The following is a 12,341-nucleotide window of genomic DNA, read 5'->3' on the forward strand; positions in this document are numbered from 1 at the left end:
TCCGAAGGGACCCGCGCGTTAGGGTCCATGAATACGCGGGCAGGGGAGTCCCCGTTGCCCCCGGCAGTACACGTGAGACGGCCCGGCGCCGTCGTAAAGACGAGCAGGTGGATACGTGACGAATCTGATGCCTACAGCCGCCGGCGAGCCCTCCATCGGTGGCCTCGGCGACCAGGTCTACAACCGACTGCTCGGCGAGCGGATCATCTTCCTCGGCCAGGCGGTCGACGACGACATCGCGAACAAGATCACCGCACAGCTCCTGCTCCTTGCCTCCGACCCGGAGAAGGACATCTTCCTGTACATCAACAGCCCCGGTGGTTCGATCACGGCGGGGATGGCGATCTACGACACCATGCAGTACATCAAGAACGACGTGGTGACCATCGCCATGGGTATGGCGGCCTCGATGGGCCAGTTCCTGCTCAGCGCGGGCACCCCCGGCAAGCGCTTCGCGCTGCCGAACGCCGAGATCCTGATCCACCAGCCCTCGGCCGGCCTCGCCGGTTCCGCGTCGGACATCAAGATCCACGCCGAGCGGCTGCTGCACACCAAGAAGCGGATGGCGGAGCTGACGGCCTTCCACACCGGCCAGACGGTCGAGCAGGTCACCCGCGACTCGGACCGTGACCGTTGGTTCGACCCGATCGAGGCCAAGGAGTACGGCCTCATCGACGACATCATGCCCACGGCCGCCGGAATGCCGGGCGGCGGCGGTACCGGGGCCTGAGCCCCGACACAGCCCCCAGCCGACCGCCACAGCCCCCAGGAGAGAGACAGTGAACGACTTCCCCGGCAACGGCCTGTACGACCGCGCACGCGCCGAATACACGGCCCCGGCCGCCGAGTCCCGTTATGTGATCCCGCGCTTCGTGGAGCGCACCTCGCAGGGCGTGCGCGAGTACGACCCGTACGCGAAGCTCTTCGAGGAGCGGGTGATCTTCCTCGGTGTCCAGATCGACGACGCGTCCGCGAACGACGTCATGGCGCAGCTCCTGTGCCTGGAGTCGATGGACCCCGACCGGGACATCTCGATCTACATCAACAGCCCCGGCGGCTCCTTCACCGCGCTGACGGCGATCTACGACACGATGCAGTTCGTGAAGCCGGACGTCCAGACGGTCTGCATGGGCCAGGCCGCCTCCGCCGCCGCCGTCCTGCTGGCCGCCGGCACCCCCGGCAAGCGCATGGCGCTGCCGAACGCGCGCGTGCTGATCCACCAGCCCTACAGCGAGACGGGCCGGGGCCAGGTCTCCGACCTGGAGATCGCGGCCAACGAGATCCTCCGCATGCGTGGCCAGCTGGAGGACATGCTGGCCAAGCACTCGACCACCCCGCTGGACAAGATCCGCGAGGACATCGAGCGCGACAAGATCCTCACGGCCGAGGACGCCCTGTCGTACGGCCTGATCGACCAGATCATCTCCACCCGGAAGATGAACAACGCCGACGTCCGCTGACCCGGACTCTGTATCGTCTACCGCCTCTTGGCGCGGTCCACGTGGAAGTGAACCGTGCCAAGGGGGGCCCGAACGGGGGGCCCGGCAAGGTACCGTCGGACATAAGGCAGCACCAGGAGCCGCTGTACCCAGGCGGCTCCCAGGCGAAGGGGAAGCACACCGTGGCACGCATCGGTGACGGCGGCGATCTGCTCAAGTGCTCGTTCTGCGGCAAGAGCCAGAAGCAGGTCAAGAAGCTCATCGCAGGGCCCGGTGTGTACATCTGCGACGAGTGCATCGACCTCTGCAACGAGATCATCGAGGAAGAACTCGCCGAGACGAGCGAGGTGCGCTGGGAGGAACTCCCCAAGCCCCGCGAGATCTACGAGTTCCTCGAGGGCTACGTCGTCGGCCAGGAGTCGGCGAAGAAGGCACTCTCGGTCGCGGTGTACAACCACTACAAGCGCGTCCAGGCCGGGGAGAACGGCGGCGGCCAGAGCCGTGAGGACGCCATCGAGCTGGCGAAGTCCAACATCCTCCTGCTCGGCCCCACCGGCTCGGGCAAGACCCTCCTCGCGCAGACCCTGGCCCGCATGCTGAACGTCCCGTTCGCGATCGCCGACGCGACCGCGCTCACGGAGGCGGGCTACGTCGGCGAGGACGTCGAGAACATCCTGCTGAAGCTCATCCAGGCCGCCGACTACGACGTCAAGAAGGCCGAGACGGGCATCATCTACATCGACGAGATCGACAAGGTCGCGAGGAAGAGCGAGAACCCCTCGATCACCCGCGACGTCTCCGGCGAGGGCGTCCAGCAGGCCCTGCTGAAGATCCTGGAGGGCACCACGGCCTCGGTCCCGCCGCAGGGCGGCCGTAAACACCCGCACCAGGAGTTCATCCAGATCGACACGACGAACGTGCTGTTCATCGTGGGCGGTGCCTTCGCGGGCCTGGAGAAGCTCATCGAGTCCAGGGCCGGCGCCAAGGGCATCGGCTTCGGGGCGACGATCCGCTCCAAGCGGGAGCTGCAGTCCAAGGACCAGTTCGAGGACGTCATGCCCGAGGACCTGGTCAAGTTCGGCATGATCCCCGAGTTCATCGGCCGCCTCCCCGTCATCACCTCGGTCCACAACCTGGACCGCGAGGCCCTGCTCCAGATCCTCATCGAGCCGCGCAACGCGCTGGTGAAGCAGTACCAGCGCCTCTTCGAACTCGACGGTGTGGAGCTGGACTTCGAGCGCGAGGCCCTCGAAGCCATCGCCGACCAGGCCATCCTCCGCCAGACCGGCGCCCGCGGCCTGCGCGCCATCATGGAGGAAGTCCTCCAGGGCGTCATGTACGAGGTCCCGTCCCGCAAGGACGTGGCCCGCGTCGTCATCACCGCCGACGTCGTCCTCTCGAACGTCAACCCGACCCTGATCCCGCGCGACGCGCGGGGCCGCGGCCCGGGCGAGCAGAAGACGGCGTAGCCGCACCCCGGTTCACCGCGAAGGGGCCCCGGTCAGTTCCAACTGACCGGGGCCCCTTCGCGGTTGAGTGGCGTCTACGTCATCAGGCCTTGACCCGGACGTCGTTGCGGAGCTTGGCGGCCATGGCCGACGTGCTGTCGATCGTGCCGCCGCTCCCGGCGGCGAGTTCGGCGACCCCGAACGCGCTGACGACGGCGACCGTGCTGTGGTCGCCCCAGATGCACATCGGCATCTTGATGGTCTTCGCGGCGCCGGCGCTGGTGGTCGACGTGTCGTTGTTCGTGAACTCGGCGACCTGGCACTTCATGATGCCGTTGGAGAAGCCCGCGGGAGTGACCTTCTCCGGGCTGCCGACCAGCTTGCCGTTGCTGCTCTCGCCGCTCTGGTCCTTCTCCGACTCCGTCTTGACCTTGGCGAACATGGCGTCCACGACGGCCTCCGGGTCGTCGATCGAGCCGTACACACCGTCGAAGGAAAGGGTCTTCTGGGACAGGCCCGTGCCGTTCTCGTAACCGGCGCTGACCTCCACCGGGTTCTTCACGCCCCACTTCTCGAAGTCGGCCTTGTCGTCATCGGTCATCGAGTCGGCGTCGGAGGCGTCGTTGTCGGACTTCTTGTACGTCCCGTTGACGACCGTCGCCGGAGCGGTCAGCTTGTGCGCCCCGTCGTCGGCGACGCCGCCGCTGCCACCGCCCCCGCCGATCACGAAGTACGCCCCCACCGCGATCGCGGCCACGACCGCCACCGCGCCGATGACGATCCCGGTCTTCTTCTTGCCGCCGCCGGGCGCCGGCGGCTGCGGGACGCCGTAGGGAGGCTGGCCGTAGGGCGGCTGCTGGCCGTACTGCGGTTGCGGCTGGCCGTAGGGGTTCTGCGGCGGGACGCCCTGCGGGGGCTGCTGCGGGTAGCCGTAACCGGGCTCGGCGGGAGGGGCCTGCTGGGGGTAGCCGTAGCCGGGCTGAGGGGCGCCCTGCGGCGCCTGCTGGGGAGGCTGGCCGTAGGGACCCGGCTGACCGTACGGACCGGGCTGCTGAGGCTGCCCGCCGTACGGGCCCGGCTGGTTGTAGCTCATTCTGGGTTCCCCTCCAGATGCTTATGTGTTCCTGACATCCTGGCGCAGGCACAGGAGGCACACGGCTTCGGGGGCCGCACCGTTACAGAACAAACGCGTTTCGGGACACCCCCGCGACACCCCTAAACTGGGCCCGTGACCGAGAACGCTCAGCAGCAGCCACCAGCGCCCGACTCCGAACTGCCGACCCAGTACGCGCCGGCCGATGTAGAGGGGCCGCTGTACGAGCGCTGGGTGGAGCGGGGTTACTTCGAGGCGGACGCGAAGAGCGAGAAGCCGCCGTACACGATCGTCATCCCGCCGCCGAACGTCACGGGCAGCCTGCACCTGGGGCACGCGTTCCAGCACACGCTGATGGACGCCCTGACCCGCCGCAAGCGCATGCAGGGTTACGAGTCGCTGTGGCTGCCGGGCATGGACCACGCGGGCATCGCCACCCAGAACGTCGTCGAGCGCGAGCTCGGCAAGGAGGGCAAGTCCCGCCACGACCTGGGCCGCGAGGAGTTCGTCGAGCGCGTCTGGCAGTGGAAGGACGAGTACGGCGGCAAGATCCTCGGCCAGATGCGCCGGCTCGGCGACGGCGTCGACTGGACCCGCGAGCGGTTCACCATGGACGAAGGTCTGTCCCAGGCCGTCCAGACCATCTTCAAGCGGCTCTACGACGACGAGTTGATCTACCGCGCCGAGCGCATCATCAACTGGTGCCCGCGCTGTCTCACCGCGATCTCGGACATCGAGGTCGAGTACCAGGACGACGACGGCGAGCTCGTCTCCATGAAGTACGGCGAAGGGGACGACACCATCGTCGTCGCCACGACCCGGGCCGAGACGATGCTCGGCGACACCGCCGTCGCCGTCCACCCCGACGACGAGCGCTACAAGCACCTGGTCGGCCGGCACATCAAGCTGCCGCTCACCGACCGCACCATCCCGGTCGTCGCCGACACCCATGTCGACCCCGAGTTCGGCACCGGCGCGGTCAAGGTGACCCCGGCCCACGACCCGAACGACTTCGCGATCGGCCAGCGGCACGGCCTGGAGTCGCTGACCGTCATGGACGAGCGCGGTGTCATCACCGTCCACGGCCCCTTCGAGGGCCTGGACCGTTTCGAGGCCCGCTCCGCGATCGTCGCCGCGCTGCGCGCCGACGGCCGGATCGTCGCCGAGAAGCGGCCCTACGTCCACTCCGTCGGCCACTGCTCGCGCTGCAAGACGACCATCGAGCCGCGCCTGTCCATGCAGTGGTGGGTCAAGGTCGCCCCGCTCGCGAAGGCGGCCGGCGACGCGGTCCGTGACGGCCGGGTCAAGATCCACCCCCAGGAGATGGAGAAGCGCTACTTCGACTGGGTCGACAACCTCCACGACTGGTGCATCTCGCGGCAGTTGTGGTGGGGACACCGCATCCCGGTCTGGTACGGCCCGGAGGGCGAGGTCGTCTGCGTCGGCCCCGACGAAGAGCCGCCCACCGGTGAGGGCTGGACCCAGGACTCCGACGTCCTGGACACCTGGTTCTCGTCCGGCCTGTGGCCCTTCTCGACCCTCGGCTGGCCCGAACAGACCCCGGATCTCAAGAAGTTCTACCCGACCGACGTCCTGCTCACCGGCCACGACATCATCTTCTTCTGGGTCGCCCGGATGATGATGTTCGGCCTGTACGCGATGGACGGCGAGGTCCCCTTCAAGACCATCGCGCTGACCGGCCTGGTCCGTGACCAGTTCGGCAAGAAGATGTCCAAGTCCTCGGGCACCGCGGTCGATCCGCTGGACTGGATGAACGCGTACGGCTCCGACGCCGTCCGCTTCACCCTGGCCCGCGGCGCCAACCCCGGCACGGACGTGCCGATCGGCGAGGACTGGGTCCAGGCGTCCCGGAACTTCGCCAACAAGATCTGGAACGCCACCCGCTTCGCGCTGATGAACGGCGCCACGGTCGACGGCCCGCTCCCGGACGCGTCCGGGATGACGGCCACGGACCGCTGGATCCTCTCGCGCCTGAACGAGACGATCGCCGAAGTCGACGCGCTCTACGACGACTTCCAGTTCGCCAAGCTCTCCGACGCCCTCTACCACTTCGCGTGGGACGAGGTCTTCGACTGGTACGTCGAACTCTCCAAGACGACGTTCCAGGCCGGCGGCGAACCCGCGAAGGTCTCCGGCCGCGTCCTGGGCGAAGTCCTCGACGTCACCCTGAAGTTGCTGCACCCGATCGTCCCCTTCGTCACGGAGACGCTCTGGACCACCCTCACCGGCGGCGAGTCGATCGTCATCGCCGACTGGCCCACCGACAGTGGCTTCCGGGACGCCGCCGCCGAGCGGGAGATCGAGACGCTCCAGCAGGTCATCACCGAGGTCCGCCGTTTCCGTGCCGACCAGGGTCTCCAGCCCGGCCAGCGCGTCCCGGCCCGCCTCACGCTGGACGGCACGGCGCTCGCCCCGCACGAGGCGGCCATCCGCCAGCTCCTCCGTCTCCAGCCGGAGGGCGACGCCTTCGCGGCGACGGCCACCCTGCCGGTCGGGGGTGCCACGGTCGCCCTCGACCTCTCCGGCACGATCGACGTCGCGGCGGAGCGGAAGCGGTTGGCCAAGGACCTCGCCGCCGCCGAGAAGGAGAAGGCCCAGGCGACGGCCAAGCTCGGCAACGAGGCGTTCCTGGCGAAGGCCCCGGACAACGTCGTGGACAAGATCCGCGGCCGCCTGACCAAGGCGGACGAGGACATCGCCCGCATCAAGAGCCAGTTGGACGGCCTGCCGGAGGCGTAAGCGCCCGGGAGGGGCGCGGGGAACTCCGCGGCGACCAGCCGCAGCGTTCCCCGCGCCCGCCCAACAGGACCAGCCGTCCCCTTCCCGGGCCGCACCCCTAAACTGGGCCCTGTGACCGACAGCGACCCCTTCGACGAGATCATCGAAGCCGAGACCGACCGCGACCCCGACCTCGCGGTGATCGAGGCCGGCAGCCGCACCCTCCGCGCCCAGGGCACCGGCGCCCCCGAGGCGGACGTCCCCGGACGCCCGGAGGACCCCGCGCTGGACAAGGCCCTGCGCGAGGTCGAGGCGGAGCTGGCCACCCGGTGGGGCGAGACGAAGCTGGAGCCGTCGGTCAGCCGTATCGCCGCGCTGATGGACGTGCTGGGGGAACCGCAGCGGTCGTACCCCTCGATCCACATCACGGGGACGAACGGCAAGACGTCCACGGCCCGCATGATCGAGGCGCTGCTCGGCGCCTTCGAGCTGCGGACCGGCAGGTACACCTCCCCGCACGTCCAGTCGATCACCGAGCGCATCAGTCTCGACGGGGCGCCGATCTCCGCCGAGCGGTTCATCGAGACGTACAACGACATCAAGCCGTACATCGAGATGGTCGACGCGCAGCAGGAGTTCCGGCTGTCGTTCTTCGAGGTGCTGACGGGGATGGCGTACGCCGCGTTCGCGGACGCGCCCGTTGACGTGGCCGTGGTGGAGGTGGGGATGGGTGGCTCCTGGGATGCCACCAACGTCATCGACGCCGATGTCGCCGTGGTCACCCCGATCGATCTCGACCACACCGACCGGCTCGGCGGGACGACCGGTGAGATCGCCGTCGAGAAGGCCGGCATCATCAAGCAGGACGCGACCGTGATCCTGGCGCAGCAACCGGTGGACGCGGCGCAGGTGCTGCTGAAGAAGGCGGTGGAGGTCGACGCGACCGTGGCCCGGGAGGGGCTGGAGTTCGGGGTCGTGTCCCGGCAGGTCGCGGTCGGCGGGCAGCTCCTCAACCTGCGGGGCCTGGGCGGGGAGTACGAGGAGATCTACCTCCCGCTGCACGGGCCCTACCAGGCGCACAACGCCTCCGTGGCGCTCGCCGCCGTGGAGGCGTTCTTCGGTGTCGGTGCCCAGCGGCCCGATCCGCTCGCGATCGACACGGTCCGCAAGGCCTTCGCGTCCGTCACCTCGCCGGGGCGGCTGGAGGTCGTACGGCGGTCTCCCACGGTGGTGCTCGACGCGGCGCACAACCCCGCGGGCGCCCGTGCCACCGCCGAGGCCGTGGCGGAGGCCTTCGACTTCAGCCGGCTGATCGGCGTGGTCGCGGCCAGCGGCGACAAGAACGTACGCGGACTGCTCGAAGCCTTCGAGCCGATGTTCGCCGAGGTCGTCATCACGCAGAACTCCAGTCACCGCTCGATGGACGTGGACGAGCTGGCCGCCATCGCCGTCGAGGTGTTCGGCGACGAGCGGGTGCAGGTCGAGCCGCGGCTGCCCGACGCCCTGGACGCCGCGATCACGCTGGCCGAGGAGGAGGGCGAGTTCGCGGGCGGCGGGGTGCTCGTCACCGGTTCCGTCATCACCGTGGGCGAGGCCCGACTGCTCCTCGGGAGGGGCTGACTTCCGTGCGTACGCTCTGTTCCTCGACGCTGATCGGCGAGTTCTTCGTGATCGGCTTCGCCGGTCTGGTCGCAATGAAGGACCCCGACCTGACCACGTCCACGGTGTGGACGGTCTGCGGTATCGCCATGTTCCTGTCCGTCGCGCTGTGCGGCGTGGTGACCCGGCCGGCCGGCATCGCGCTGGGCTGGGCGCTCCAGGTCGCGCTGATCGCGGCGGGCTTCGTGGTGCCGTCCATGTTCTTCCTCGGGGCGATCTTCGCGGCCCTGTGGTGGGCGTCGGTGCACTACGGCCGGAAGATCGACGAGGCGAAGGCGAGGTTCGCCGCGCAGGCCGCCTCCACTACACCTGACGCTGCGTAATGGGCGCACGGACACGCCCTGTAGCCTCGGCTTTGTCGTGAGACGCCCCGCACGCACCATCATGATCCGAAGGAGCCCCGTCGTGACCCAGCGCACCCTCGTCCTGCTCAAGCCCGACGCCGTTCGTCGTGGCCTGACCGGCGAGATCATCAGCCGCATCGAGCGCAAGGCCGGCTGGCAGATCACCGCGCTGGAGCTGCGCACCCTGGACCAGGACACCCTGGAGCAGCACTACGGCGAGCACAAGGGCAAGGTCTTCTACGAGCCGCTGGTGGAGTTCATGGCCTCCGGTCCGGTCGTGGCCCTGATCGTCGAGGGCGAGCGGGTCATCGAGGGCGTGCGCGCCCTGGCCGGTCCCACCGACCCGATCGCCGCCGCGCCGGGCTCGATCCGCGGCGACTTCGGAGTCATCGTCCGGGAGAACCTGATCCACGCCTCGGACTCGGAGGAGTCCGCCGAACGCGAGGTGAAGATCTTCTTCCCCGGGCGCGCCTGAATCTCCATCAGTAACCCACATGCCTGACCAGGGACGGCCGCGTTTTTCCGGCCGTCTCTTGGCATATGCGTGCCGATCGGGGGAACGCATGCCCCCGATGGGCCGTCTCCACAAGCGAGGCGACACCTCACATGCTGACAATGGCGAAGACCCTCGCGCAGTGTTCGTGCAGGCGCGTCTACGATGGAAGCCTTCACGTCACAGCACCCACTTCGCCGACCTGAAAAGCCCTCAAAAGCTCCCAGGAAGGCCAGACGAATCCTGATGGGGAACTCAATGTCGTTCATCGGCCGTGACATGGCTGTCGACCTCGGGACCGCCAACACGCTGGTGTACGTCAGGGGTCGCGGGATCGTACTCAACGAGCCGTCCGTCGTCGCGATCAACACCAACACCGGTGGCATTCTCGCGGTCGGCTCCGAAGCCAAGAAGATGATCGGGCGGACGCCGGGCAACATCGTTGCCGTGCGCCCGCTGAAGGACGGTGTCATCGCCGACTTCGAGATCACCGAGCGCATGCTCCGCTACTTCATCCTGAAGATCCACAAGCGGCGCTACCTCGCCCGTCCCCGTGTCGTCGTCTGTGTGCCCTCGGGCATCACCGGCGTCGAGCGCCGTGCCGTCATCGAGGCGTCGTCCCAGGCCGGCGCCCGCCAGGTGCACATCATCGAGGAGCCCATGGCCGCGGCCATCGGTTCCGGCCTGCCGGTCCACGAGGCCACGGGCAACATGGTGGTGGACATCGGCGGCGGCACCACGGAGGTCGCGGTCATCTCGCTCGGTGGCATCGTCACCGCCCAGTCCATCCGCGTCGCGGGCGACGAGTTGGACAACGCGATCATCCAGCACATCAAGAAGGAGTACTCGCTCCTCCTCGGTGAGCGCACGGCTGAGCAGATCAAGATCACGATCGGTTCCGCGTACGACCTCGACGACGACCAGCACACCGAAATCCGCGGCCGGGACCTGGTCTCCGGCCTGCCCAAGACCGTCGTGATCTCCGCCGCCGAAGTCCGAAAGGCGATCGAAGAGCCCGTCAACGCGATCGTCGACGCGGTGAAGACGACCCTCGACAAGTGCCCGCCGGAGCTGTCCGGCGACGTCATGGACCGCGGAATCGTTCTGACCGGCGGCGGAGCCCTGCTGAAGGGTCTCGACGAGCGCCTGCGCCGGGAGACCGGAATGCCGATCCACATCGCCGAGGACCCGCTGGACAGCGTGGCGCTCGGTTCCGGCAAGTGCGTCGAGGAGTTCGAGGCGCTCCAGCAGGTTCTGGACGCCCAGCCGCGCAGATGACGTAACGCTTCGATTCCGCCGTACGGGATGATCTCCTCTCGTGCGGCGGATCGTTGATACGGAGGCATAGGCTCCGTCATAAGTCTCTGTAGCCATCCGCACGCACAACACCTGCATACCCGAACCTCCGCACATTTCTATGAGGAAGGCACGGCCGCCGCACGTGAGGGACACACGAGAGAGCCGGCTGCTCCTGGTGCTGCTGATCGCCGTCGCGTTCGCGTTGATCACGGTGGACATCCGGGGAGGGCAGGACTCGCCGGTCGAGGGTGCCCGCCGGGCCGCGGCCACCGTGTTCGGCCCGATCGAGAACGGCGTGTCGTCCGCCGTCAATCCGGTGGGTGACGCGGTCTCCGCGGTCCGCGACTCCGGTGCGCGGCACGACCGGCTCGCGCTCCTGGAGAAGGAGAACGCGGCCCTCAAGGCGAAGCTCGGGAGCGACGACCGCAACCGCAGCCGCCTGACCCAGCTCGACAAGATGCTGAAGGTGGCCGGCGAGGGCCAGTACGGCATCAAGGGCGCCCAGGTCATCGCGATAGGAGCCGCCCAGAGCTTCTCCTGGACGATCACCATCGATGTCGGCGCCAACGACGGCATCAAGCGCGACATGACCGTCCTCAACGGCGACGGACTGGTCGGCCGCGTCACGACCGTCGGCCCCGACGCCTCCACCGTGCTGCTCGCCAACGACCCCGACTTCACCGTCGGCACCCGCATGGAGGGCAACGACGAACTCGGCTTCGCCTCCGGCGAGGGCGACGGCCCGCTGCGCGTCGAACTCCTCAACGGCAAGGCGGAGGTGCAGAAGGGCGACCGGCTGGTCACCTTCGGCTCGCAGGCCGACAAGCCGTTCGTGCCCGGTGTCCCGGTCGGTACCGTCTCCCGCGTCGACCCCTCCGGCGGCGGCCTGACCCGCACGCTGTACGTCACGCCGTACGTCAACTTCACCAAGCTCGACATCGTCGGCGTGGTCGTGGAGGCCCCGAAGAAGGACCCGCGCGACACGGTCCTGCCCGCGAAGCCCAAGCCGACCCCGACCCCGACGGTGACCGTCACGGTCACCCCGTCCGCGAACGCGCCGGTCGACGGCCAGCAACAGCAGTAGGAGCTCCTCCCCATGCGTGTCAACCGGATCCTGCTCTCCGTGCCGCTGGTCGTCGTCGCCATGGTGATCCAGGTGAGTGTCCTCGCCCGCCTCCACCTCCCGGGCGCCGTCCCCGACCTGCTGCTCCTCACGGTCCTCGGCCTCGCCATGGTCTACGGCCATGTCACGGGCGCCCTCATCGGCTTCGGCGCCGGCCTCCTCGCCGACCTCGCCCCGCCCGCCGACCACGCGGCCGGCCGCTACGCGCTCGTGCTCTGTGTGATCGGCTATCTCGCGGGCCTCACCAAACCGGAGAACGGCCGCCTCAAGTCGGCGACCGGCCCGATGGCCGTCGTGGTCGCCGCCGCGATCGGCGCCACCCTCCTCTACGCCGGTGTCGGCGCCCTCGTCGGCGACACCGCCGCCCGCCATGTGGGCCTGGGCAGCCTGCTGTTCACGGCCGCCCTCTACGACCTGCTGCTCGCCCCGTTCGTCGTCCCCGGCGTCATGGCGCTGGCCCGGCGCGTCGACAACGACCCGCTCGCCGAGACCAACGCCGCCAAGTCGGCCGACATCTCCTCGGGTTGGCTCTCCTCGGGCACCGGCCTGAAGATCGGCGGCCAGCGCGGCGGACTCCGGATGAAGACGGCCCGCGCGCGGGTGGCCCGCGCCGGGCGCATCAAGGGGGTCAAGCGGCTTTGAGGACAGGGGAGTTGGCGTACGGCCTCACAGCCACGTCGTATATGACTCATACACGCACCGAC

11 protein-coding genes are annotated in these 12,341 nt (G+C 68.7%); 10 read left to right on the forward strand and 1 reads right to left on the reverse strand.

The features are described 5' to 3' along the window. The first annotated feature begins 127 nt into the window (after positions 1–127). From AB0M63_RS40810 to clpX, 3 genes are all read left to right on the forward strand, one after another. Entirely contained in the window at positions 128–730 is a 603-nt protein-coding gene (locus AB0M63_RS40810) for an ATP-dependent Clp protease proteolytic subunit (RefSeq protein WP_355921542.1), read from the forward strand. Positions 731–779: 49 nt separating this feature from the next. Further along, a complete protein-coding gene (locus AB0M63_RS40815) occupies positions 780–1,460 on the forward strand; it encodes an ATP-dependent Clp protease proteolytic subunit (RefSeq protein ID WP_355921426.1) in 681 nt (226 codons plus the stop codon). Between the two features lie 161 nt (positions 1,461–1,621). Further along, positions 1,622–2,908, forward strand: a complete 1,287-nt coding sequence (gene clpX, locus AB0M63_RS40820; protein WP_019065572.1) for an ATP-dependent Clp protease ATP-binding subunit ClpX — start codon at positions 1,622–1,624, stop codon at positions 2,906–2,908. Between the two features lie 82 nt (positions 2,909–2,990). Here the strand turns inward: clpX and AB0M63_RS40825 are convergent, their stop codons facing one another. Continuing rightward, entirely contained in the window at positions 2,991–3,980 is a 990-nt protein-coding gene (locus AB0M63_RS40825; RefSeq protein WP_355921429.1) for a hypothetical protein, read from the reverse strand. A 135-nt stretch (positions 3,981–4,115) separates the two neighbouring features. On the opposite strand from AB0M63_RS40825, the gene AB0M63_RS40830 reads away from it, so the two are divergent. From AB0M63_RS40830 to mreD, 7 genes are all read left to right on the forward strand, one after another. Continuing rightward, on the forward strand, positions 4,116–6,740 hold the full coding sequence (locus AB0M63_RS40830; RefSeq protein WP_366022943.1) for a valine--tRNA ligase: 2,625 nt from the start codon (positions 4,116–4,118) through the stop codon (positions 6,738–6,740). 111 nt (positions 6,741–6,851) lie between these two features. Then, entirely contained in the window at positions 6,852–8,339 is a 1,488-nt protein-coding gene (locus tag AB0M63_RS40835; protein ID WP_355921435.1) for a folylpolyglutamate synthase/dihydrofolate synthase family protein, read from the forward strand. Between the two features lie 5 nt (positions 8,340–8,344). Further along, positions 8,345–8,701, forward strand: coding sequence for a DUF4233 domain-containing protein (locus tag AB0M63_RS40840; RefSeq protein WP_366022944.1), 357 nt, complete (start codon positions 8,345–8,347; stop codon positions 8,699–8,701). A gap of 82 nt (positions 8,702–8,783) precedes the next feature. Continuing rightward, a complete protein-coding gene (gene ndk / locus AB0M63_RS40845; protein ID WP_355921441.1) occupies positions 8,784–9,197 on the forward strand; it encodes a nucleoside-diphosphate kinase in 414 nt (137 codons plus the stop codon). A gap of 276 nt (positions 9,198–9,473) precedes the next feature. Beyond that, the gene (locus tag AB0M63_RS40850; protein WP_355921444.1) at positions 9,474–10,493 is read left to right on the forward strand and encodes a rod shape-determining protein; all 1,020 of its coding nucleotides are present in this window, start codon (positions 9,474–9,476) and stop codon (positions 10,491–10,493) included. Between the two features lie 163 nt (positions 10,494–10,656). Next, entirely contained in the window at positions 10,657–11,598 is a 942-nt protein-coding gene (mreC, locus tag AB0M63_RS40855; protein ID WP_355921447.1) for a rod shape-determining protein MreC, read from the forward strand. Positions 11,599–11,610: 12 nt separating this feature from the next. Then, positions 11,611–12,279, forward strand: a complete 669-nt coding sequence (gene mreD, locus AB0M63_RS40860; protein ID WP_355921450.1) for a rod shape-determining protein MreD — start codon at positions 11,611–11,613, stop codon at positions 12,277–12,279. Positions 12,280–12,341 lie beyond the last annotated feature (62 nt).

This window comes from Streptomyces sp. NPDC051576, from assembly GCF_040681835.1.
Classification (GTDB): Bacteria; Actinomycetota; Actinomycetes; order Streptomycetales; family Streptomycetaceae; genus Streptomyces.